At 33.4% G+C, this 24,314-nt stretch carries 21 protein-coding genes; 20 read left to right on the top strand and 1 reads right to left on the bottom strand.

Annotated elements, in window-relative coordinates:
* Positions 1–36: 36 nt before the first annotated feature.
* Positions 37–1,182, bottom strand: coding sequence for an ABC transporter substrate-binding protein (locus JST55_04155; protein MBS1492675.1), 1,146 nt, complete (start codon positions 1,180–1,182; stop codon positions 37–39).
* A gap of 603 nt (positions 1,183–1,785) precedes the next feature.
* Between JST55_04155 and JST55_04150 the strand changes: the two genes are divergently transcribed.
* The 20 genes from JST55_04150 (at position 1,786) to JST55_04055 (ending at position 24,313) form a co-directional block, all read left to right on the top strand.
* On the top strand, positions 1,786–2,892 hold the full coding sequence (locus tag JST55_04150; GenBank protein MBS1492674.1) for a glycosyltransferase family 2 protein: 1,107 nt from the start codon (positions 1,786–1,788) through the stop codon (positions 2,890–2,892).
* Between the two features lie 30 nt (positions 2,893–2,922).
* Positions 2,923–3,684: an acyl-ACP--UDP-N-acetylglucosamine O-acyltransferase gene (gene lpxA / locus JST55_04145; protein MBS1492673.1), complete on the top strand. Its 762-nt coding sequence runs from the start codon at positions 2,923–2,925 to the stop codon at positions 3,682–3,684.
* 16 nt (positions 3,685–3,700) lie between these two features.
* Positions 3,701–4,474 carry an acyl-ACP--UDP-N-acetylglucosamine O-acyltransferase gene (gene lpxA / locus JST55_04140; protein MBS1492672.1) on the top strand — a complete coding sequence of 258 codons (774 nt, stop codon included), beginning with the start codon at positions 3,701–3,703 and terminating at the stop codon, positions 4,472–4,474.
* Positions 4,475–4,483: 9 nt separating this feature from the next.
* Positions 4,484–5,014, top strand: a complete 531-nt coding sequence (locus JST55_04135; protein ID MBS1492671.1) for a class IV adenylate cyclase — start codon at positions 4,484–4,486, stop codon at positions 5,012–5,014.
* 34 nt (positions 5,015–5,048) lie between these two features.
* Positions 5,049–5,867 (top strand): 3-methyl-2-oxobutanoate hydroxymethyltransferase, encoded by an 819-nt coding sequence (gene panB / locus JST55_04130; GenBank protein MBS1492670.1) that lies wholly within the window; start codon positions 5,049–5,051, stop codon positions 5,865–5,867.
* A gap of 3 nt (positions 5,868–5,870) precedes the next feature.
* Positions 5,871–6,857, top strand: coding sequence for a bifunctional oligoribonuclease/PAP phosphatase NrnA (locus tag JST55_04125; GenBank protein ID MBS1492669.1), 987 nt, complete (start codon positions 5,871–5,873; stop codon positions 6,855–6,857).
* Positions 6,858–6,901: 44 nt separating this feature from the next.
* Positions 6,902–8,404 carry a leucyl aminopeptidase gene (locus tag JST55_04120; protein ID MBS1492668.1) on the top strand — a complete coding sequence of 501 codons (1,503 nt, stop codon included), beginning with the start codon at positions 6,902–6,904 and terminating at the stop codon, positions 8,402–8,404.
* Between the two features lie 61 nt (positions 8,405–8,465).
* Positions 8,466–9,707, top strand: a complete 1,242-nt coding sequence (locus JST55_04115) for a DUF1343 domain-containing protein (protein ID MBS1492667.1) — start codon at positions 8,466–8,468, stop codon at positions 9,705–9,707.
* 102 nt (positions 9,708–9,809) lie between these two features.
* Positions 9,810–10,658 carry a TrmB family transcriptional regulator gene (locus JST55_04110; protein ID MBS1492666.1) on the top strand — a complete coding sequence of 283 codons (849 nt, stop codon included), beginning with the start codon at positions 9,810–9,812 and terminating at the stop codon, positions 10,656–10,658.
* A gap of 173 nt (positions 10,659–10,831) precedes the next feature.
* Positions 10,832–12,649: a T9SS type A sorting domain-containing protein gene (locus JST55_04105; GenBank protein ID MBS1492665.1), complete on the top strand. Its 1,818-nt coding sequence runs from the start codon at positions 10,832–10,834 to the stop codon at positions 12,647–12,649.
* Between the two features lie 114 nt (positions 12,650–12,763).
* Entirely contained in the window at positions 12,764–13,111 is a 348-nt protein-coding gene (locus tag JST55_04100) for a YbaN family protein (protein ID MBS1492664.1), read from the top strand.
* A gap of 251 nt (positions 13,112–13,362) precedes the next feature.
* On the top strand, positions 13,363–14,391 hold the full coding sequence (gmd, locus tag JST55_04095; protein MBS1492663.1) for a GDP-mannose 4,6-dehydratase: 1,029 nt from the start codon (positions 13,363–13,365) through the stop codon (positions 14,389–14,391).
* Positions 14,392–14,400: 9 nt separating this feature from the next.
* A complete protein-coding gene (locus tag JST55_04090) occupies positions 14,401–16,323 on the top strand; it encodes a hypothetical protein (GenBank protein MBS1492662.1) in 1,923 nt (640 codons plus the stop codon).
* Entirely contained in the window at positions 16,320–17,813 is a 1,494-nt protein-coding gene (locus JST55_04085) for a hypothetical protein (GenBank protein ID MBS1492661.1), read from the top strand. The genes JST55_04090 and JST55_04085 overlap by 4 nt, the downstream gene beginning before the upstream one ends.
* Before the next feature lies 1 nt (position 17,814).
* Complete coding sequence (locus JST55_04080) at positions 17,815–19,107, top strand: oligosaccharide flippase family protein (GenBank protein ID MBS1492660.1); 1,293 nt, start codon at positions 17,815–17,817, stop codon at positions 19,105–19,107.
* Positions 19,107–20,408 (top strand): hypothetical protein, encoded by a 1,302-nt coding sequence (locus JST55_04075; protein ID MBS1492659.1) that lies wholly within the window; start codon positions 19,107–19,109, stop codon positions 20,406–20,408. The genes JST55_04080 and JST55_04075 overlap by 1 nt, the downstream gene beginning before the upstream one ends.
* Positions 20,409–20,417: 9 nt before the next feature.
* On the top strand, positions 20,418–21,062 hold the full coding sequence (locus JST55_04070) for a PIG-L family deacetylase (GenBank protein ID MBS1492658.1): 645 nt from the start codon (positions 20,418–20,420) through the stop codon (positions 21,060–21,062).
* A gap of 1 nt (position 21,063) precedes the next feature.
* Positions 21,064–22,008 (top strand): UDP-3-O-(3-hydroxymyristoyl)glucosamine N-acyltransferase, encoded by a 945-nt coding sequence (locus tag JST55_04065; protein MBS1492657.1) that lies wholly within the window; start codon positions 21,064–21,066, stop codon positions 22,006–22,008.
* The gene (locus JST55_04060) at positions 22,009–23,148 is read left to right on the top strand and encodes a glycosyltransferase (GenBank protein ID MBS1492656.1); all 1,140 of its coding nucleotides are present in this window, start codon (positions 22,009–22,011) and stop codon (positions 23,146–23,148) included.
* Positions 23,149–23,152: 4 nt separating this feature from the next.
* Positions 23,153–24,313: a hypothetical protein gene (locus JST55_04055; GenBank protein ID MBS1492655.1), complete on the top strand. Its 1,161-nt coding sequence runs from the start codon at positions 23,153–23,155 to the stop codon at positions 24,311–24,313.
* Position 24,314: the final 1 nt, after the last annotated feature.

The following is a 24,314-nucleotide window of genomic DNA, read 5'->3' as shown; positions in this document are numbered from 1 at the left end:
TTTATGAACATTACAAACTTTTAACTTTTAAACCGCTTACGGTGCTATTGTTTCTTTATACTTAAATTTTCCGTCTTTGATTTCAAGAACTACAGCAGGTTTTACTGCATTTCTTTGTTCGTTCATTGTGATGTTTCCAGTTACTCCTGGGAAATCTTTTTCTTTTGCAAGTTCGTTCTTAACTTTTTCGCCTTCTGTTGAGTTAGCTTTTTTGATTGCATCAAATAACATCATGCCTGCATCGTAAGCTAAGAAGCTCATTGCATCGGGTTCAGAATTATATTTTGCTCTGTATTTTTTTATGAAGTCCTGAATTTTTGGATTAGGATCTTCTGTTGAAACGTGTGTTGAGAAGAAGCATCCTTCAAGAGCATCTTTTGCTTTACCTTCAGTTAATTTTTCTGATTCCCATCCATCGCTTCCGAAGAGAGGACATGTTAAACCAATTTCTCTTGCCTGAATTGAAATTAAATTTACGTCAGTGTAATATCCCGGAATGAAAATAGCTTCAGGGCTTTTTGCTTTAATGCTTGTTAACTGTGCTTTAAAATCTTTATCTCCTGCTGAATATTTTTGCTCTTCAAGAATTTCACCGCCCATGCTTGTGAAAATTTTTCTGAAGTTCTCTGCAAGTCCTGTTGAGTAAGCATTCTTCTGGTCAACTAACATTGCAATCTTTTTTACTTTCATTGAGTTCAAAGCAAACTTGCTCATTACAGTTGCCTGGAAAGGATCGATGAAGCATACTCTGAAAATATAATCACCGATTGCAGTTACTTCGGGATTTGTAGATGCAGGTGAAATCATAGGGATTTTATTCTGCTGGCAGATTGGTGCGCCGGCTTTACTTCTTGAGGAAGCAACTTCACCGATGATTGCAACAACTTTATCTCTGTTGATTAATTTTTGAACAACGGTTTGAGTTTCCTGAGGTTTTCCCTGATTATCTTCAGTTACTAATTTTACTTGTTTTCCTAAAAGTCCGCCGGATTTATTTATTTCTTCAACAGCCAGCTTTAGTCCGTTATCAGATGAAATACCAAAAGTAGCTTCGCTGCCTGTTAAAGAGGCAAATTGTCCGATGAGGATTTCATTTCCTCCGCCATTCTTATTGCATGAGTATAATGTAAACCCGATTGCAATAAAAATTGCAATTATAGAAAATTTTGCAAAATTTTTCATTGTTAAATAATTAAAAATTAAGATTTGAGAATATTTTTTGAAAAATACCTTAATTTCATTTTAAAAACAATTTATAGCGTTTGGTAGTGATGCAAATCTTAAAAAAATCAATTGGTTTTTTAGTAAACAATAAATGCTGTAAAAACATATGCCGTAACTTACGCCCCCTCGTAAGAAATGACTCAAATTACTATTAAATCAATATTGAGTTTTGAAAAATTTTATGTCATTAAATTGCTCTCAAAAACTTCTCAAAGTTAACTAATAAAAAATATTTTTAATAGTGTAGATTACTTATAAGTATATATAGGGTATTTTTTTATTTAACCACTTGACAAGTTTTTGAAAAATTTTTTAATAAATTCTATTGATTAAATTTTATTGATTAAATTCTCCGGTTATAATAATCCTTATATTTTTTTTTACAATCAATTAAGATGTATCAAATAAATGGAGTGAAAATACTACGAACGAGCAAACCTCATTGGTAAACTTCCCCTTTCTTCATTGTATTTCACTTGAAATAAGGTTATTTTTAAGGCTTTATAAAACTAATAAATTAAATTCGATATACAGAATATAAGAGCAGGACTAAACGAATAAATGAAGTTACAGAAAAGCAATTTGTCGGGAAATCAATCAGATAAACCAAACGACAACAATAGAAGACGGCACTATCACAGACCGAGACCCCATTCAGTTAATCAGCCTAAAAAAGAATTGCCTGAAAACCCGGTACAACAGAAGAAAGAACCTATCCAGGAAAAGCGTCCCGCTAATAATTTCCCGTTAGTTTCTATTGTTGTTCCTCTTTTAAATGAAGAGGATTCACTTCAGGAACTCGCATCTAAAATTGAAAATGTTTTTTCAACCATAAATTATAATTTTGAAGTAATTTTTGTTGATGACGGCAGTACAGATAAATCATTTGATGTAATAAGAAATCTTCACAGGAAAAATCCAAGATTTCACTGTATAAAGTTCAGAAGAAACTACGGAAAATCAGCAGCGCTTAATAAAGGATTCAGAGCAACTAAAGGCAGCATTGTAATAACAATGGATGCAGATTTGCAGGATGACCCGAATGAAATTCCTGAACTGATTAACATGATTAACTCGGGCTACGATTTAGTTTCAGGATGGAAAAAAGTAAGATACGACCCCTTCATAAAAAAATACACATCAAGATTTTTTAATTATGTTACATCTAAACTATCAGGAATAAGACTGCATGACTTTAACTGCGGACTGAAAGCATACAGAAAAGATGTTGTGAAGTCAGTGAGAGTTTACGGCGAAATGCACAGGTATATTCCTGCCATTGCTCACTTATCGGGATTCAAAGTCACGGAGAAAGTCGTTAAGCATCATGCAAGAAAACACGGAAAGACAAAGTTCGGTCCCGGAAGATTTTTGAGCGGATTTTTTGATGTGTTAACACTTACATTCACTCACAGGTTCATGAAAAAACCACTGCACTTCTTCGGCGCATTGGGAATGATGAGCGCAGGACTTGGAACTCTCATCAGTTTGTATTTAATTGCATTGAAGTACTTTGAAGGCAAGAGCTTAAGCGACAGGCCTTTATTCCTCGGCGGAATATTCTTGATCATAGTTGGTGTTCAGTTATTCTCTATAGGGCTTCTTGCCGAAATGATGACTAAGTACAACGCTCAGGATGACGACGTTCAGATCGAAAAATTATTTTAATTTTCTAAAATTTAGTTTTAATTAATCTTAATGAAATTTGCTTCAATCAGCAATAAGGCTAAGATAGGAAACAACGTAACGATAAAAGATTTTGCTGTTATTGAAGATGATGTTGAGATCGGTGATAACTGTATCATAGGTTCAAACTCCTTCATAGGTAACGGAGCGAGAATAGCTAAAGATGTTAAAGTTTTTCATGGAGCAGTTGTAAGCACCGTCCCTCAGGATTTGAAATACAAAGGCGAAGATACTCTTCTTGAAATAGGCGAAGGTTCAGTTGTAAGAGAGTATGCAACACTGAACAAAGGAACAACATATTCAAATACAACACGTATAGGTAAGAATTGTTTAATAATGAGCTATGCGCATATTGCCCACGATTGTATCGTAGGGGATAATGTTATCATTGCTAACAGCGTGCAGTTCGGCGGACATGTAGAGATTGAAGATTCGGTTATCATAGGTGGCATGGTTGGAGTTCATCAGTTTGTGAAGATAGGAATGCATTCAATTATAGGATTCGGATTCAGAGTTTCAAAAGATGTTCCACCGTTTATTACTGCGGGACATGAACCGTTAAGATACGAAGGATTAAATTTAATAGGATTACGCAGAAGAGGATTTTCGGATGAAGCGATAAAAAGTATATCAGCAGCATATGATACCATTTACAGAAGCGGACTGAATGTTTCTGACGGAATTAAGAAACTAAAAGAAGGAAACTGCACGGAGGAAGTAATGCAGATAATAAAGTTTGTTGAAGGCAGCACGAGAGGAATAATAAGAGGTTAATGCAAAGAATCACGAAATGAAGAACATTGAAATACATGATAAAGCAATCATAGGAAAAAATTTACAGTGCGGAAGTTTCACTGTAATTGAAGAAGATGTAATAATAGGGGATAATGTAGAAGTCGGAAATAATGTTTATATTGCAAACGGCGCAAGGATAGCAGACGGAGTGAAAATTCACTCATCGGCTCAGATAAGTATAGCTCCGCATGACTTAGGTTATAAAGGCGAGAAGACTACTTGTGAAATAGGCGAAGGTACAGTCATAAAAGAACTTGCAACTCTATGCAGAGGAACGACAGGTAAGAACGGTTCGCTTGAAACAACGAATGTCGGCAAGAACTGTTACATAATGAATTTCTCCCATGTAGCGCATGATAATGTAATTGGCGATAATGTGATTTTAACTAACAGCGCAAACTGCGGCGGACATGTTGTGATAGGAAATTATGTTAACGTTGGCGCGCTTACGGGAATACATCAGTTTGTGAAGATTGGCGATTACTGTATGATTGGCACATGCATTAAAGTTGTGAAGGATGTTCCTCCTTATATAATGGTTTCAAGAGAGCCGTCAAGATTTATAGGACTCAATAAAGTCGGATTAAGAAGAAGGGGACTTTCAAATGAAGCGATTGATAACATAAGAAAAGCTTACGATTTAATTTACGGTTCTGAGTATAATGTGAGCGATGCAGTTGAAAAAATTAAATCCGATTTAGAAATCACAAATGAAATTTCAAATATTTTAAATTTCATTTCTTCAAGCAAAAGAGGTATCATTAGATAAAAGAAAATAATGCCGAAAAATTACGAAATAAAATTTCCCGTCGAGAACTACAACCAGATAAAGAAAAAAGCCCTTTCCCTGAGAGGTAAATTCCAGTCACAGAACCAATATGCCGAAGCGCAGAAAGATTACTACTATAAAGTTAAGACAGCAAGGCTTAAATTAAGAATTATAAATAATAATTTCGGAAGCCTGATATTTTATGACAGACCTGAAGAGGAAAGCAAAAGAATTTCCGAGTATCTTCTTGTCCGCACAAAAGACCATAATGAACTGAAAGAGATTTTAGATAATCTGTTTGAAGAGCTGGTAGTTGTTTCCAAGAAAAGAGAGGTATTCATTTATGATAATATCAGAATCCATTTAGATAAAGTAAAAAATCTCGGAGTCTTTCTTGAGTTTGAAGTAATTTTTTCTTCACTGGAGAAAGCAAAGAAACAAATGAAAGACATGATAGAACACTTTGGTCTTGACGAAAATGTTTTCATAAAACACTCATACTCAGATATGCTTTTGGCAGAAACCAAAAAGCATAAATAACAGCATAAGTAATAGTACAACTAAACCTCAAAAAATGCAAAGCGGTAAAGACGTTTCAAAACATATTACGACAAAAGTTTTACTCGAAAGAAAAAAGAAGAAAGAGAAAATCACAATGCTCACTGCATATGATTATCTCACTGCAAAATTTCTTGACGAGGCAGGAATAGAAATGATACTCGTTGGTGATTCGCTCGGTAACGTTATCCAGGGAAACGAAACTACTTTGCCCGTAACACTTGAGCAGATTATTTACCATACTAATATGGTGAAGAAGGCTGTAAACAATGCGCTGGTAGTTGCTGATATGCCGTTCATGAGTTATCAGATAGGGCCCGAAGAAGCAATCAGAAATGCAGGAAGACTTATGAAGGAAACAGGATGCGATGCTGTTAAGATGGAAGGCGGAAAATATCTAATTGAAACGATAAGAAGAATTGTTGAGATAGGTATCCCTGTAATGGGACACTTAGGCTTAACTCCTCAATCAATAAATAAATTCGGAAGTTATAAAACACGCGGTGTTGATAGAGCCGAAGCAGAAGCAATAAAACGTGACGCATTGTTGTTAGAGAAAGCAGGATGTTTCGGACTTGTACTTGAGAAAGTTCCGGCTGCATTAGGTAAAATTATTTCAAAATCTTTGAAGATACCGACCATAGGTATAGGCGCAGGACCCGACTGTGACGGACAGGTTTTAGTTACGCATGATATGCTCGGTATGCTGGAAGATTTCAAACCAAGATTTGTAAGAAGATATATGCACCTTGCAAAGGAAATGAAAGACGCATTCAGAAGATACAGTAAGGATATAAAAGAAAATAAATTCCCAACGGAAAAGGAAAGCTACTAAAGATTGAATAGTTTTAAAAATGTTTTTCAGATAATTGATGAGTATGAGAATATAGTAATCACAACGCACATAGTACCCGATGGAGATGCTATCGGAAGTGTAATGTCGATGTACTATTTTCTGAAACAAAAAAATAAAAATCCTGTAATAATAAATCATTCCCCGACTCCCCAGAATTTCAAGTTTCTCGACCCCGGCATAATCAGAGTTTTCTCGGAAAATCAGGAAGAGAACGAAAAAATTATAAATGAATGTGATCTGATTTTAGTAATGGATACCAATGAGTTTGCCAGAACTAAATCGATGGAGAGTATTTTAAGAAATTCCCCTAAGCCGAAAGTATGTATTGACCATCATATGGGAATAAATGAAGAAGATTACACTGCTTTTGTTTCCGATACAAGCTATCCGGCTAACTGCCAGCTGCTTTATGATTTTTATACTGAGATTGATGCTTCATTAATAGATGAAAGGATTGCAACGCTTTTATATACAGGAATAATGACGGATACAGGCGGTTTTCGTTTTCCAAGAACAGATGATAAAACATTTTCTGTTGCGGCTGAATTAATAAAAAAAGGCGCTGACCCTGTTGAGATATATGATAAAGTATTTGGCAATACAAGCTTAAAGAAATTGAAACTCATAGGCAGATTTATAGAAGGGCTAGAGTTTTTTAACGAAGGTAAATTGTGTTTAGGTTATGTCAGACGAAAAGATTTTGATGAATTACATCTTGCTGAAGATGACATGGAAGGTCTCTCAGGCTATACAATGGATATTGATAAAGTAAGAGCGGGAATTGTTGTAGTGGAGCTTAAAGTCGGAATAAAGCTTTCGTTCCGTTCCAAAGGCAATATAGATATGAACGGCTTTGCAAGAGAGTTTGGCGGCGGAGGACATAAGAATGCTTCAGGCGCAAGAATTTTTGATATGAATTTAGAACAAGTAAAAGAAAGAATTTTATCTTTAAAAGATAAATATATTTAATAGATTTTAATTAACTACAATAGGGGAAAAGTAAACTCAACAAAATGAAAATTACATTTGATAAAAATCCTGCAAGTAAAGTAAAAACTGATGCGTTCGTTTTTCTTTGCTATGAGGATAAAAATTTATTCAACGCCGAGTTACAGCAAATTGAAAGCTCGTTAAGCACAAAAATACTTGGAATCTCCCTCGAAGATTTCTCAGGTAAAGATACTGAAGTAGAGATGATTTACTCAAATGATAAAAGAATAATCCTTGCCGGGCTTGGTAAAAAGGATGAGCTTACACTTGAGAAAGTAAGAAAAGCATGCGCAAGAGCAGTAAAGAAAGCGAATGAATATAAAATTAAAAAAGTTGCAGTTGAAATCGTACAGGATGAGTCATTAAAAAGAACTATTGATGTTGTCGCAAAAGTTCAGACTGAAGCATGTCTGATGGCTTTGTATGCTTTTGATAAATACCTTACAACTAAAAAAGAGAAGAAAATAAAAATTGAAGAGATTACATTTTTCTCATCATCTAATAATCTCAAAAATTTTGCTAAGCAGATCGAAGACGGAATAAGAAAAGGAAGCATTATAGGAAAAGCAGTTCTTTGCGCAAGAGATTTTGGAAATGAACCTTCGAATGTTTTATTCCCTGAGGAGTTAGCAAACAGAATAAAAAAATTAGGGAAGGAAAGAGGATACTCTGTAAGAGCATTCGGTATGAATGAACTGAAGAAGATGGGAATGGGCGGAATTATCGGAATCGGTAAAGGAAGTAAGAACGATCCTTATCTTATTGAGATGAAATATAACGGCGGAAAAAAAGGTGATGCCCCTGTTGTTGTTGTAGGTAAAGGTGTAACGTTTGATTCAGGCGGTATATCAATAAAGCCTGCTGCAGGGATGGAAGCAATGAAGATGGATATGTGCGGCGCAGCCGCTGTGATAGGAGTTTTTGAAGCAGCTACACAATTAAATTTAAAAGTAAATCTTGTCGGACTTATTCCATCCGTTGAAAATATGCCGGGCGGAAATGCAATTAAGCCGGGTGATATTATTAAGACTTACAGCGGAAGAACTGTTGAAGTCGGCAATACTGATGCAGAAGGCAGAGTAATTCTTGCCGATGCAATTTCGTATGCAACTGAAATGAAACCAAAGTGTATTATTGATCTGGCTACATTAACAGGAGCAACAGTTGTAGCTCTCGGACATTTTGTAACAACTGCAATGTCGAACAATGCAGACTTAACAAAAGAAATTCTTGATGCAGGACAGGCAACATTTGAAAGAGTGTGGGAACTTCCCACATGGGATGAATACGATAAATTAATTGATACTGACCAGGCTGATATGAGCAACATGGGAACCCCTGCAAGAACAGCAGGTACAATAGTTGGCGGTATGTTTCTGAAGAGATTTGTCGAAGGCTATCCGTGGATTCACTTGGATATTGCAGGAACTGCAATGAGCAATTCAGCAAGCGAATATATTCCTAAGTATGCAACAGGTGTCGGCGTTAGATTAATTACATATTTCTTAAGAAAGAGATATTCATAAATTATATTTTCTGCCCCGAGATTTTTCGGGGCAGAATTTTTTCTATTCTATTTATTCTCCTATGAAAATTTCCGTTTTCATTCTAATAATACTATTCTTCACAGGCTTTAATACAAATTATAATAATATTTCACCGGCAATAGTTTCTAATCCAACAGGTTTTAAACTTGGCAATGAAGTATTGTTATCTGAAAAAATAGATTTGCTTAAGGACAGCCGTGTTGGAATTATTACAAATCAAAGCGGAATAACTTCAGACGGAACCCTTATTATAGATGCGATAAAAGGAAAAGCAAATGTTGTAAAGATATTCAGCCCGGAGCATGGATTCAGAGGTGATGATAATACGGGAAATTATGTAGATACTCAAACAGGAATAAATGTAGTATCGCTTTACGGAAATAAAAAGAAACCATCATCGGACGATTTAAATGATGTGGATGCTTTAGTATATGATATACAGGATGTTGGAGCAAGATTTTATACATATGTGAATACTCTATATTATTGTATGGAGTCGGCAGTGAAATCAAACAAGAAATTTATAGTATGCGACAGACCTTCAATGATAAATTTAAATTATGTTGACGGATTTATGCTTGAAGATGACTGCAAATCTTTTGTCGGATTGCTTGATGTGCCGATTTCATACGGACTTACTTGCGGAGAGCTTTCGAATTTTCTGAATGATACTTATTTTGGAGGAAAGCTGAATCTTGAAGTCGTGCAAATGAACGGATATACACGAAACACAAATTACACGGATTTAAATCTTAAATGGGTAAATCCTTCACCGAGTATATATTTCCCGAGTTCGGCAGTTTGTTATACAGGAACGTGTATATTTGAAGGAACGAATTTATCAGAAGGAAGAGGAACTGATAAGCCGTTTGAATACATCGGCGCTCCTTATGTAGATGCAGATAAACTGATAAGCGAACTTGAAACGTATAATCTGCGGGGAGTTAAATTTGAAAAAAGAAGTTATATACCGAATTCAATTTCGAGTCCATCCAATCCGCCGAAATATGTAGGCGAACAATGTGAGGGGGTTTATATAAATGTTCAGGATATAAAAATATTTCAGCCGGTTCAGACAGCAATAGCTATTTTGATTTCTGCAAAAAAGTTATTCCCGAAGTTTTCCTGGCGTAAAGATAATTTTATAGATAAGCTGGCGGGGACAAAGACATTCCGAAATATGGTAAATTCAAACGCTTCGTTATCGGAAATTACAGATTCTTATCAGAAAAATTTAGATGTTTTTAAAAGTATAAGAGATAAGTATATTATATATAAGTAATCTCATTAGTCACCATCCAATAAATTCATTGACATTAAGGAAGATTCTCTATAATTTGTTGTAGTATAAGCTACGACAATTAAAAATCGTTCCCCACGATTTATGGAAGACATAATAAAAAAATTAGAAATACTGGGATTCACAATATACGAGTCGAAAGTTTTCACGGTATTGATGAGCGGTCATAATATGACTGCTGCTGAAATTGCTGAGAAGGCTAACATTCCCCGGACATCGGTATATGATATCCTGAAGCAGTTTGCAGAAAAAGGATTCTGCAATGAGATTCAGACATCTACAAAGCTGCGTTATGAAATGATTGACCCGGATGTGATTGAAGGGAGAATTCAAAGAGACATAAACACCGACCATAAAAAGAAAAGCGAGGAACTAAAGTCATCGTTTGATACTTTAAAATCTTTATACAAAGCAAATGCTCCATCAGAAAATAAAGTTGATGTTGAATTAATAAAGGGATTCAATAAATTTAGGGTTCTTAAATTTATGGATCTTCTAAAGAGTTCTAAAAAAGAGATGTTACTTATGAATCGTATGGAAGCTCACGTTTCAAAACAACTTGATGAAGAGGTCATTAATTTTTATAAAAGAGGCGGTAAGATTAGAAGTATTTATGAAGCTTCTCTAAATTTTAAGCTTGATAAAGAAGGACAGTGGGTTACTCCGGATAAAGAAGATATGATAGACTTACTAATGTATTTTGAAAAGCAGGGAGAAAAAATTAAACTATCTAAAAGTATTCCGCAAAACCTTGCAATTTTTGATCAGCAAATTGTGTTTTTAAGTTTATCCGACTTAACAATTCCTAAAAATAACAGAACTGATGTAATTATCAGAAATAAAAATTTTGCTTTATGTATGATTGAACTTTTTGAAGTATATTGGAAAAATAGTTCAACACTAGATGAATTCAAAAATTTGAAAATTAAATGAAGATGAAAAAAGTTTATTTATTAATAATATTTTTTGTTACAGCAAATATTTCATTCTCTCAGCCGGTAACAGGATGGTCAAGCTTGGGCGATAATACTGCTAATGGTGTAAACGGGCCTGTGAATGCTATAACAACTTATCAAAATAAAATTATTGTTTCCGGCGGCTTTTCAATGGCAGGCGGTATTCCGGCAAATAATATTGCACAATGGAACCCGGCTAATTCAACCTGGTCTTCATTAGGTTTAGGATTAAATGATACGGTTTATGCTCTTACAGTTTTTAACGGTAAATTGATTGCCGGAGGAAAATTTTCGCAATCGGGTTCAACATTAGTCAGCAACATAGCTCAATGGGACGGTACTAATTGGACTTCATTAGGAGTAGGTGTTGATGGTCAAGTAAATGCATTATTACAATATTCAGGTTTCATTTATGTAGGTGGTAAATTTACAAACTCAGGTGCAACAGTTTTAAATAACGTTGGATATTGGGATGGCAGTGCATGGAGACCTTGCGCAGGCGGTGTTGATAAAGATGTTTTAGCTTTAACATTAATAGGTTCAAATGTGATAGTGGCAGGTAGATTTGATAATGCGAACGGTTCAGCTGCAAGTAAAATAGCAAAATGGGACGGCGCGAACTGGACTCAGGTTGGAACTGCAAGTTTTAATGACAGGATTCACTCACTTTCATATTACAACGGATATATTTATGCAGGCGGAAGATTTACAGTCGGCGGTGGAGTGAACGCAAATTATCTTTCGATGTTTGACGGAACTAACTGGGTAGCAGTCGGTGGCGGAGTAGAGGACAGAATTTATTCAATGGGAATTTATAACGGAGAACTGATAGTGGGCGGCCAGCAAAAATTTGTTGGTGCAGGTAATAATCTTTATTGTAACAGAATAGCGAAATGGAACGGTTCTTCATGGTCAACAATGAGTACAGGTATGGGTGAAAAGGTAACTGCTCTTTATACTACTGATACTACATTATATGCCGGCGGCGAGTTTATTTATGCCGGCGGGCGAATTGCAAATCATATTGCAAAGTGGCAGACTTTAAATACATATTCTATCAGCGGAACAGTTAGATATGCGGGCTCAGGTGTGATAGTTACAGGTGGAAAAATAAAAGCTATCAGATTAGATTTATATACAAGAGAAGTACTTTCAATTGACAGTACAAATATTTTAGCTAATGGCACATTTAACTTAGTAAGAACACGTCAGGATACCGTAGACGTTTTAGCATTTCCAAATGATTTAGAAGATAATTTCGTACCAACATATTACCCTTCAACTATTTCATGGCAGAATTCACAGCGAGTTTATGTCGGAGGCAATGTATCAAATATAAATATTGATGTAATACCTGCTACACCTGCTCCTTCCAATGGAGTAATAAGCGGTACATCTGTTTTAAATTATCTGCCCGCAGGATTATTAAACGGAAACGGATTGCCTTTTAAATCGAAGACAATTATTTACGCCAAACAGGGAAGTCTGTACAGAAGCTTTTCAGTCAGTGATAATAATGAAGCATATGGTATGTCAGCATTGCCTCCGGGTAATTATGATATTATAGTAAACAGAGTAGGATATACATCGGCATCGGCAAACGTAACCTTATCTGCAGGAAATAATTTTACAATTAATAATTTAGCATTTACTTTAAATCCTTTGGACAGAGTAGGAATACAAAATATAGGAACAACAGTTTCAAAAGATTTTGTATTGCATCAGAATTATCCGAATCCGTTTAATCCTGAAACAAAAATCAGATTTGAAGTTGTAAACTCTAAAAATGTGAACATAACAGTCTTTGATGTTCTTGGTAAAGAAGTTGCAACATTGGTAAATAAAAAGTTTGCTCCGGGAGTATATGAAGTAAGCTTCGATGCATCAAAACTCTCAAGCGGAATATACTTCTACAAATTGATTACAGATGATTTTGTTGATACTAAAAAAATGATGTTATTAAGATAATTATTATATCTATTTTTGTTAAACATTTTATTGGGTTTGGCAGAAAATAAAGAAGTACAAAAAAAAGAGTTAAGTAATTTTAATAAAAAGGCATTAGTACTTGCCGGACATACCATGCTTGGGTTGGGAATTATAGGAATGATTCTCCCGCTAATGCCTACTACAGTTTTTCTTTTAATAGCTTCCTTTTGTTACGCTAAAAGTTCACCTAAATTAGATGAGTGGATTCATACCAATAAATATTTCGGTAAGCATCTTAAGAATTACAAAGATAAAAAAGGCACAACTATTTCAGTAAAAATATTTTCCATTTCATTTCTCTGGCTTTCAATCCTGCTTTCAATTTATACTTTAAGGACCTATTCATATTTTAATTATATAGCAATTCTATTACTATTAATTGCTGTTGCAGTCACTATTCATCTTATCACAATAAAAACCTACAAACCCGGGCATAATTAGCAAACTTTAGTACATTTCTGCAAAAAAAGTTTATTTTTCCTCTTTTTCTTTTTAAATTGAATTAATAACGCATTAAAGGTATTTTCAAAATTGCAGGTCTTTTCTTTGCCTATACTATTAATTTTTCGATATTTGTTGAATGCAGAAAAGATAAAAATTCGAAAATTTCTGCTCCTATCTCTATTCCATCATGTGATAGGATTAGCGGAGCTATAAACAAAATTAAATTTAAATTTAAAATATAAAAGCAGATGTCTAAAAAAGCTTTAATTTCAGGTGTGACCGGTCAGGATGGCAGCTATCTGGCAGAAATTTTATTAAAAAAAGGGTATGAAGTTCATGGTATTATCAGAAGAAGCAGTTCGTTTAATACAGGGCGAATTGACCATCTGATGACGGACAAGGAAATTATGAACAAATCATTTTTTCTTTATCACGGCGATATTACAGATACAAGTAATTTGAACCGCTTGCTTGAAAAAATTCATCCTGATGAAATATATAATCTTGCTGCGCAATCTCACGTAAAAGTTTCATTTGAAGTCCCGGAATACACTGCTGAAGTTGATGCTATCGGCACATTAAGATTTTTAGATGCAATAAGAGAGACAGGAATAAAAACAAAATTCTATCAGGCATCAACCAGTGAACTTTACGGAAAAGTTCAGGAAGTACCTCAAAAGGAAACCACACCATTCTATCCCCGCAGTCCTTACGGAGTTGCAAAAATTTACGGTTACTGGATTGTTGTAAACTATCGTGAGGCATATAATCTTTTTGCATGTAACGGAATTTTATTTAATCATGAGTCACCAAGAAGAGGGGAGACTTTCGTAACAAGAAAAATAACCAGAGCAGTCGCTGCAATTTCAAAAGGAAAGCAGGATAAAGTAACGCTTGGAAATCTGGACTCAAAAAGAGACTGGGGTTTTGCGCCTGAATACTGTGAGGGAATGTGGATGATGATGCAGAAAGATACACCGGAAGATTATGTACTTGCAACAGGTGAAACTCATACAGTAAAAGAATTTACGGAACTTGCATTTAAGTCAGTAGGAATTGAAATTGCATGGGAAGGAAAAGAAGAAAATGAAATTGGTAAAGATACAAAGTCCGGTAAAATTGTAGTAGCAGTTGACCCCACATATTACAGACCTACAGAAGTAGATCTTTTGATAGGCGATGCTTCAAAAGCAAAAAAGAATTTAGGCTGGGAACCGAAAGTGAAATTTGAAGAGCTGGTGGATATTATGGTAAAAGCTGATTTAAAAATAATGTAATTTTTCTGAGTGAAAATTTCATACAGAAAAAATTACATTACTGAAGATGATTCTCACACTGCAATAAAACTGAATGCAGATTCTTTAATCATTTCAGATGATAAACATGTCATCAAAGCTGCAGAGGGTTCAAAACAAATCTACTTTGAAGGCGAGATATATTATCACTCGAAGTTCGATGTTATTACTCAGATAGGAAAAAATGAATATGGGGAATTTCTGAAGAAGCAGCTCAGTTCATTTGATGTTGTTGATTTTATTAATTCAGTTGAAGGAATATATACTGCTGTTTTTGTTGATCCAGAAAAAAACGAAGCAGTAATTTTTTGCGATTATTTAAACCGGAAAAACCTTTATTACATTGAGTCTGAAAATTCATTCGTTGCTGCAACATCTCTGAACACAATTATCCCTGAACTTACTTCTATAAAATATAATCAGCAGGCGTTTTTATCATACCTTACAGTCGGATATACACCAATTCATCAGACTTTCTATGAAGGTGTAAATCGATTTTCAAGCAATGAGTATGTAAAAATTGCACAAGGTAAAACTGAGCACATTTTCTTTGAGGAAAATTATAAGATTGAAAATTACGATGAATCACAAATAGAAGAATATGATAATCTGCTTACAAATTCCATTCTATCTCGTTCTTCCGATGAAAATTTTGTGTTAAACAGCGGAGGATGGGATTCCACATCAATAATTTATCATCTTACAAAAAATTACGATAATAAAAATATAAACTCGGTTATATGTGAGACCATATTACGAAACGGTGAGTCATTCAATATATATGAAGCGGATAAAGTAAAAAAAATTTCAGATTACTATGGAATAAATTCGGAAAAAATAATAATAGATTTTAACGATAAAAACTTATTAAATGACTGGGAAGCAAGAAGGGAAGAACTAAAAAATTACCACACATATTTTTTTGTGGATATGCCAAAGGCAGTCCATGAAATATCAGAGCAAAAAAAATCTGCAAGTATTTTTAGCGGCGAGGCTTCAGACTCGATTCATAATTTTGGTTTCTCTCAGTTTGTAGCAGTTACTTATAATAACAGGGAACTTCGAGAGTATGGTGATAAAATGAAAAGCTATTTATTTGGTCCATCATTCTTTTCTAAGCTATTGAATGGAACTTATGACGATGATAAAGTTTTTCAATTCTATACTTATTATTATGGAGAGAGCTGTTGTGAAGATGTTACCAAATTTAATAAGAAAGATTTTCTTTACTCTTATTTCAAATCATTCATGCTTTCAGGTGAACGTATTCCATTTGCAAAAGCAAATGGAAATAAATTTGCAAAAGATTTATTAATTAGTAGTAATAATGGAAGTTTGAAAGAAGGGATATTCAGAAATCCTGTTAATAATGTTACGCCGGAAAATATATATTACTATCTTTTGCAATTATACAGGGATTACCACTTCCATAGTCCTCAGATAGAATCAAAACATGTACCGTTAAGAAACTCCGGTGAAAATTGTAAGATACCATTTCTCGATATGTCACTTGTAAAATATATGTACTCAATGCCCGAATCATGGGGCAGGGGACTTGAGCTTAAACCTACGAAATATCCACTCAGATACCTTGCTAAAGAAAAATGGAATATACCTATGAATATTTTAGAGGAAGCCGGTGCACATTCGTATATATCGGAATCCGATTCGAAATGGAATTACTCCGGCGGCAAGTGGAATATGTATTGCGAGACAATTTATAATTCTGTCTTTGGTGATTATTACAAAGAAATGTTTTCTGAGATTGATTTAGAAAAATACTTCTCACCTGAAAGTTTTAATACAGAAGAAATGAAAAGGATTGTTAAGGATTTCATTGAAGGTAAACAGGATTTGGAAAATGCATCTTTCATTTATAAGCTCGGAGTGCTTTTCTTTATAGAACTTTATTGAGGACAGAAGAAAAATACTCTTCAATTTTAGAATTTCTCAACAGGATTGAAAATGACTTCCCTGTTAACGAATGGAAACTTTATGATTTTTACATCTGGCCGGTAATAAGAATTGCTCTTGGGATGAAGTTATCCTATGAGAATTTGTACTCTGAAAAAAACCAGATTACCTCAGCAAACTCTTCTTTAGTTAAAGATTCATTAAATTCAATATACCTTTCGGAAATAAATTCTATTCATGATTCAAAAAAGAATCAGAATGCAAAAGGTAAATATGATATATTATTTCTGAACGTTTCATCAACTAGATACTATAAAATCGGGGATAAGTGGTTTAATCCATTCTCAGATTCATTTGTAAATTATTTAGAGAAAGAAAACGTAAGTTCATTGGTGCTTGAATATCCGGATGAACAAAAGATACCGAGGTACAGAGGCTCAAAGTATATTGGTACGGGCATAAACTTAATGAATCTGAATGTTCTTTTTCAAAAGAGATTTGAAAAAGCAGATATTACAAAGCTAAAAGATTTTAATAATTTTTTAGGTACAATAAAACTCAGTGAAGATTTCTTTTTAAAAAAAATACTCAGAGTTTTAAATTATTCATATTATTACGAGAAAATTCTTAAGAAGACTAATCCTTCCGTTGTAATAGTTGAAGGATTTTACTCATATATAGCCATGGGGTTAGTTCTTGCTGCTCACAGACAAAATGTGAAGTGCATTGATGTTCAGCATGGAGTGCAATCTGAAAATGATTTCCTTTATTCCAAATGGACTAAACTTCCTGTTGATGGTTATGAATTACTTCCTGATATTTTCTGGTGCTGGTGCGAAGTAGAAAAAAACAGCATTGATAAATGGGCTATGAATTCTAAAAAGAATTCTGCCATCACCGGCGGAAATCCGGTTTTAGAGTTAGATGAGAATAACGAAAATATAAAAAAATTTACAAGTGAAATTGAATCAATTAAAAATTCTAGTTTAGATTCTATAAATATCCTGTATACACATCAGGCATCGTTTGAAATTTCGGAAACACTTTTTAATGTTATAAAAAAATCGCCCGCAAACTGGAAATGGTGGGTGAGATTTCATCCGCAATATAAAGATGCTCAGGGAATGGTGGCAGCAAAAATCGCAAAGTATAATTTCCCAAATGTTATTTCTGAAAATGTAATTGAATATCCTTTGCCTTTGCTCCTCAAAAATATGGATTTGCATGTTACGGAATTCTCGAGTTCTGTTCTGGAAGCAGAAATGCTTGGAGTACCGAGTATTGTTCTGGATAAATCGGGAGTGGAATTATTCAGCAATCAAATTCAGAATTGTATTGCAAGATATGCAGAAAATGAAAGTTCTTTCTTTAAAGATGCAGAATTTTTGTTGAATAAAAAAAATACTGAATTGAAAAATAATAACGAAGAAAATTTTAAGACAGGAATTGAAATGCTGCTATCTTTAGTAGAGGAAAAGAAAAAGAGCTAACTTGCAGGCAGTAAAATTATATTTTTCAAAACTTACCAACAGCAAATTAGCAAAAGATGCCAGCGTTTATACTGCATTTACAGTTTTTGATAGAGCGGTCCCGTTTTTATTTCTTCCCATAATTACAAGATTTCTTTCTCCCGATGAATATGGTGTGTATGTCACATTTCAGACCTTAATAAGTTTTTTCATTCCGTTTCTTTCACTTGGAACCGATGCTTCTATTATAATAAGTTACTTTAAACTTACCTATGAAAAATTTAAAGAATATTTCTTCAACAGCTTTTTAGTTTTCTTATCTCTATCTCTTTTAGTTTTTCTTGTGTTCTATTTTTTTTCACCCCAGATATCAGACATCGTTAAATTCCCTTCTGAGTGGTTATTATGGGTTTTTGCAGGATGTTTTTTTCAATATGTAAATGATTTAAACGCAAATCTATGGCAGTCATTTCGTGAGCCACACAAGTACGGATTTTTTAAGATCTCATATACAATTTTAAAGAACGGGCTCAATTTATTTTTTGTAATCAATCTTCACTTAAGCTGGAAAGGACTGGTTTACAGTCAGGTAATTACCGCAGTTTTATTCGCAATCATAAGCTTAATAATATTTGTCAAAAGAAATTATTTTACTTTTTCGTTTGATAAGAATGATATAAAAGATAGTCTGCATTACGGAGTGCCTCTTTCTATGCATAACCTGGGCGCATGGGCAGCGGATTTAGCAAGCAGATTAATTTTGAATTCACTCGTCGGGATTGCAGCTACGGGAGAATTTGGCGCCGGGGCTACACTTGGAATGGTTGTATCGTTAGTTCAGGATTCTTTTAACAGGGCTTTTGCACCTTACCTCTTTGAAAAATTAAAAACTCCGACTCCGGAAATAAAAAAATCATTAGTAAAAAAAACATATCTGTATTACATAGTTATTTTTATTGTGGCCGGAATTGTAGGTATAGCAGGTTCATTAGCTGCATCTACTATATTGGGAAGCAAGTATCAGAATTCAGGTCAGTTTATAATATGGATCAGTTTTGCATATGCCTTCACAGGATTATACAAGATGCACGTGAATTATATTTTTTATGAAAAGAAGTCAAAGCTTTTAATGCTAATCACTTTTATTTCCGGAGCAGTTAATATCGGACTTTGTTTCCTTCTTATAAAATCAAACGGAGCGATTGGCGCAGCGCAGGCATTTTTACTGAGTAATATTATTTCATACATCGTTACGTTTTATATTTCTAATAAGCTGATACCAATGCCCTGGAATTTATTTAAGCTTGCGAAGTAATGCAGATATTTGACCTTTCAATTGAAAAGAAAAAATGGCTGATGTTTATAGTAGTTTTTTTTTATCTGTTAGGTCCAGTGTTCAGAGTGCTTCATGCATATGTTTCAGATATAATTTTTTTAGCAGCTTTTCTTTTAATTGTATTGAGCGGTACAAAGTTAGTATTTAATTCAAAAGAAAGTAAAATATTTTTAATCCCGGTTTTTATTGTTATACTTTGTACTCTGGGTAAATATTTATCGGGATTTTCATTGGGGATGGATGAAGTTGCAAACACTTTAAATTTTATAAAATTATTTTTTTTATTTGTTCTAGTCTTCTCCGTTTTCAAAGATTCAAATTCTTATTTTAATGATTTAAAAGTATTAAATTTCATTGTAGTTTTCTTTGTAGTGTATGTAAGTATTATCGGAATTCTTCAGTTCACACACAACCCTGCCGCAGATTTTATAATTAAGAATTTTTATCATGTAGTTCATAAAACAGGTACAGATAATATTTACGAGTTTGAGTTACTTAACAGAGTAACAAGTATCTTTGATAGCTTTAACGGAATGGGAATAGTTTTATGCTTTACACTTTTTATACTTGTATATTTAAACAATGAGCTAAAAAATTACTGGAGCATTATTATTCTGCTTTTGGGAATAACACTTATCTTTCTATCCGGTAACAGAGCAAGTCTGATAGTCCTTTTTCTTATGTCAGTAACATATTTGCTGTATATCAAAAGGGGAATCAATCTAAAAATATTTTCAATAGTTGCAGGAGTTTTTTTAGGAAGCGGTGTTATTTTTTTTCTTGTGGCAAACTACCTGAGTTTCGATAACTACATAAGGTTTTATGAGTTCAAATTATTTATACTCAATGGAAGCATTCCTCCGACTTTACAGGTAAGACTTGATAAGTGGCAGTGGATTCCTGCATATATGAAAACAATAAAGCAGGGATTATTTGGATATACAACAAATGACTTTATTAATGATAAGGTGTACACTTCCCCCGATAATCAATATTTGAACTGGCTTGTATATTTTGGATATATAGGTTTATCGTGTTTTATCTTCTGGGCTTTTTATTCATTAAGAATGTTACTGAACGCAAAAAGGTTAGCTAAAAGATTAAATGATTCCTACTTAAACAATGCTTCATCATTTTTTGTAATTTATTGGATAGGATTGTTAGTTATAGGTTTGTTTCAGGAAAGTTTTTTCTTCGGCAGGTTAAGGGAGTTGTTTGTTTTTCTTTTTGCAATGATATCTGCATACAGTGCAGGCAGGAACAATATTTCAAAAGTATAATTATTTATAATGAGTTTACTTTCAGGTGTAAATAAAATTTTAATCTTAGCTCCTCACACAGATGACGGTGAGTTTGGATGCGGCGGAAGCATAGCAAGATTTCTTAAGGAGAATGTTGAAGTTTACTATGCTGCATTCTCTTTATCGGAAGAGTCAGTACCTCCGCCATATCCAAAAGATATTCTGGAAGTTGAAGTGAAAGCAGCAGCAAAATGTCTGGGCATTAAAGATGAAAATCTGATTCTTTATAAGTACCGTGTAAGATATTTTGCTGAAAGACGTCAGGATATACTTGAAGACCTTGTAAAGCTTAATAAAAAAATTGAGCCTGATTTAATCTTCATGCCATCACTCAACGATTTACATCAGGACCATACAACGATTGCTCAGGAAGGATTAAGAGCTTTTAAAAAAACTTCTATTCTCGGATATGAACTGATGTGGAATAATTTAAGCTTCACAACCAATTGTTTTATATCTTTTAATGAAGATGAGCTTAATGTAAAATTGAATGCATTGGATTGTTATAATTCACAAAAAGGAAAAAACTATGCTTCGAAAGAATTTATAAGAAGTCTTGCTATCGCGAGAGGAGTGCAAATCGGAGTGAAGTATGCGGAAGCTTTTGAAGTAATCAGATGGGTTGTCAAATAATATGCATACATTAGAATCAATAAAAGACTGTTTCGGAAAAAATTATAAGCTTGAAGGAAACAAAAGCTATAATTCTTTTGATAATGTAAAAACTGTTTCAGATGCAGATGAGAATTCTTTGGTATGGATAAGTCCGCGGAAAAAAAATCCTGCACAGATAATTAAAAATACTAAAGCACACTTAATAATTTGTTCGCTGAATAGTGAATTGAGCGGGAAATTATTAGAAGAAAAATTACTGATAAAAGTTGAGAGTCCAAAGCTAACATTGATAAGAATTTTAGAAAAATTGTATTCACCCGCGATTGAATATGGAATTCACCCTTCTTCTGTTATTCATAAAGAAGCGAAAATAAATAAAAATGTTTATATCGGTCCTTTTACATACATAGGAAAAAGTGAAATTGATGAAGGCACAATAATTCACGGCCATTGTTATATTTTTGATAATGTTAAGATTGGAAAAAATGTATCGGTAAACGCAGGTACAATCATTGGCTCAGAAGGTTTTGGTTATGAGCTAAATGAAAAAAATGAATACGAAAAATTTATTCACATTGGCGGAGTTGAAATTCATGATAACGTGGATATAGGTGCGAACACAACGGTTGTAAGAGGCGCTCTTGCAAATACGATAATAGGAGAAGGTACTAAGATAGATAATCTTGTTCATATAGGACACAATGCAATCATTGGTAAACATTGCATTATCACTGCCAATAATATGGTAGGCGGCAGTGTGCGAATCGAAGATTACAGTTGGCTTGGTCCATCATCTTCTACATTAAATCAGTTAACTCTTGCAAAAAATTCATATGCAGGACTCGGCTCAGTAGTTACAAAAAATTTACCGTCCGATGAAGTATGGGCAGGGAATCCGGCAAGACCGATTGCAGACATTAAAAAACTACAGGATAAGTTCAGAGATTTACTTTCAGAGGATTAAATGTTGATTAAAAAAATTCTCATAATAAGTTCTTTCTTTGAGAATAGTGTCGGATATCAGGAAGTCCAATTTGCTGAAGTATTGACTTCAATGAATTATGAAGTGAAAGTAATAGCTACTAACAGAAGTAACCTTGATTTAAAAAAAAGATATGATGATTCATTTAATAATTTTGAAGTAAGACGAATTAAAAAACTCACCAGGATAAAAAATACATTTTATCCTAAGGAGGACTTAACTGAATTTTTTAGTAATTATAATCCTGATTTAGTTTTTTTAATTTTGCCCGGCTCTGGCGCTCCTTATTTTTTAATGAAATATATTAACCCTAATGCAAAAGTTGTATCTGTTTTCAGTGATACTACTATAGAGAACAGAGTTTCAAAAGCAAAGGGAACAAAGGGCAATAAATTAATTTTCCGTCTATTAAAAGCTAAATGGTACAACAAAGTTTTTGAACGTTCGGATTTAATTTTATCTAATACACCCGAGACATCTTCAATTCTTAAAGGTATCTCTAAAAATAATATAGAAGATAAATTGAGAATGTATGGATTAGGATTTGATAACAATAAGTATTTTTATTCGAATGAATTTAGAACAGAATGCCGTAAACAATTTGGGATTAAAGATGATGAAAAATTAATTATGACAATAAGCCGGATTTATCCCGGCAAACTTTTTGAATACTGGATTGAACAGGTTGTTGAGTTCTTGAAAAATAATTCTAATTATATATACCTACTTGCCGGATTTTCAGATACTGAGTATTCTAGGAAAGTTGAAGAAAATTTGAAAAAATTGAACTTGGGAGACAGACTTATTTTACACAAGTTTACAACAGCGGAAGAAAATAACAAACTCTTCAATGCTGCTGATTTTTCTTTATGGTTTGCTCCGACAATTTCCATTCAGCAGTCTATGGGAACAGGTTTATTCCCGATTGTACCATACGACTCTACCCTTGAGCATCTTGTGGAAAAAAATAAGACAGGATTATATTATAATGATTTTGATGAGTTAAAAAAATTACTTCCGGAATTGAATAATATTAGTTATGATAGGAAAGTTAATTCTGAATTTAATCAAAAGTTCTCTTACCAGAGCATTCTTCGGAAAGTAATTTCAGAAGTTAACTGATTGTTTGAAAAGTTTAATCATACAGAGACTGGAATCGCTTGAGAAACATTTTGAAAAAAACAGATTATTATCTTATGATCCTTATGACGGATTAAATACTCCACTTAAAAAATTATTTCTAGGTAATAAATTTTTAGAGAGAATCTGGCTTCAGTCAATAAGATTATTTCCGTTTAATGTAAGAGGTTTATTTGGGATCAAAAAATTAATTCACACCAAATCAGTATCAGATTTACTCTCTGCATCATCAATACTTTATAGTAAAACAAAAGATGAAAAATACTTAATTAAGGCATTAGAATATTTTGTACTATTGAAAAACTTAAGTATTAAACAAAATTCAGGAATTGGCTGGGGATTAAAATTTCATTTTACAACACGATTTGTTCAGGCTGATATAAATACTCCTAACTTGTTTCAAACCGTTAATGCCGTTAATGCATTACTTGATTATTATGAATCGTTATTAAGTAAGAATGAATCAAAAAAATGTTTAGAAATAAAAAATGTAGTTGATGAGGGGTTAAGTTACATACTTAAAGATTTAAAATATACAGAAAATGAAAATACTGTTATATGGAATTACTGGAAAAATTTAGAAAGTCCTATATACAATGTAAATGCACTGATGGGAGGATTTTTATCACGGTATAAAAAAACATTTAACACTAACGAGTATGATGATTTAATATATAAAACAATTGAGTTTTTGAAAACCGGGCAAAATAGTAACAGTTCCTGGTATTATTCAGCTGATTCTACAGCAAATTTCATTGACGGTTTTCACACAGGTTATATTTTAGAAGGGTTGATTATTGCTCAACAAAATGGAATAGATGTAGTTAAAGATCTATTGAAAAGAGGAATTAAATATTATCTGAAAAATCTGTTTACTGAACAAGGTTTACCAAAATATTATAACAGCAATATATACCCAATTGATGGACAGAATTGTGCGCAGGCAATTCAAACTCTTTTTTATCTTAAAAAATTAAATTATATAGATGATGATTATATTAAGAGAACATTTGATAAAATAGATTCTGTACTTTGGAACAAGAATGGTTATTACAATTTCATGAAAACGAAATTATTTACTTATAAAACCCCGATGGATAGATGGGTGAATGCACCAATGTATCTGGCATTAGCTCATTTATATTAAA

It is taken from the genome of Bacteroidota bacterium, assembly GCA_018266835.1.
Classification (GTDB): Bacteria; Bacteroidota; Ignavibacteria; order Tepidaquicellales; family Tepidaquicellaceae; genus JAFDZO01.
This window is presented reverse-complemented; position numbering and strand designations above follow the sequence as displayed.

Bases quoted from the DNA above. Each gene is read 5' to 3' on its own strand.
- JST55_04110 (MBS1492666.1), top strand. From the start codon at position 9,810: ATGGAAGACATAATAAAAAAATTAGAAATACTGGGATTCACAATATAC.
- JST55_04100 (MBS1492664.1), top strand. From the start codon at position 12,764: ATGCTTGGGTTGGGAATTATAGGAATGATTCTCCCGCTAATGCCTACT.
- JST55_04150 (MBS1492674.1), top strand. From the start codon at position 1,786: ATGAAGTTACAGAAAAGCAATTTGTCGGGAAATCAATCAGATAAACCA.
- JST55_04065 (MBS1492657.1), top strand. From the start codon at position 21,064: ATGCATACATTAGAATCAATAAAAGACTGTTTCGGAAAAAATTATAAG.
- JST55_04120 (MBS1492668.1), top strand. From the start codon at position 6,902: ATGAAAATTACATTTGATAAAAATCCTGCAAGTAAAGTAAAAACTGAT.
- JST55_04060 (MBS1492656.1), top strand. From the start codon at position 22,009: ATGTTGATTAAAAAAATTCTCATAATAAGTTCTTTCTTTGAGAATAGT.
- lpxA (MBS1492672.1), top strand. From the start codon at position 3,701: ATGAAGAACATTGAAATACATGATAAAGCAATCATAGGAAAAAATTTA.
- JST55_04155 (MBS1492675.1), bottom strand. From the start codon at position 1,182: ATGAAAAATTTTGCAAAATTTTCTATAATTGCAATTTTTATTGCAATC.
- lpxA (MBS1492673.1), top strand. From the start codon at position 2,923: ATGAAATTTGCTTCAATCAGCAATAAGGCTAAGATAGGAAACAACGTA.
- JST55_04135 (MBS1492671.1), top strand. From the start codon at position 4,484: ATGCCGAAAAATTACGAAATAAAATTTCCCGTCGAGAACTACAACCAG.
- JST55_04115 (MBS1492667.1), top strand. From the start codon at position 8,466: ATGAAAATTTCCGTTTTCATTCTAATAATACTATTCTTCACAGGCTTT.
- JST55_04070 (MBS1492658.1), top strand. From the start codon at position 20,418: ATGAGTTTACTTTCAGGTGTAAATAAAATTTTAATCTTAGCTCCTCAC.
- JST55_04075 (MBS1492659.1), top strand. From the start codon at position 19,107: ATGCAGATATTTGACCTTTCAATTGAAAAGAAAAAATGGCTGATGTTT.
- panB (MBS1492670.1), top strand. From the start codon at position 5,049: ATGCAAAGCGGTAAAGACGTTTCAAAACATATTACGACAAAAGTTTTA.
- JST55_04105 (MBS1492665.1), top strand. From the start codon at position 10,832: ATGGCAGGCGGTATTCCGGCAAATAATATTGCACAATGGAACCCGGCT.
- gmd (MBS1492663.1), top strand. From the start codon at position 13,363: ATGTCTAAAAAAGCTTTAATTTCAGGTGTGACCGGTCAGGATGGCAGC.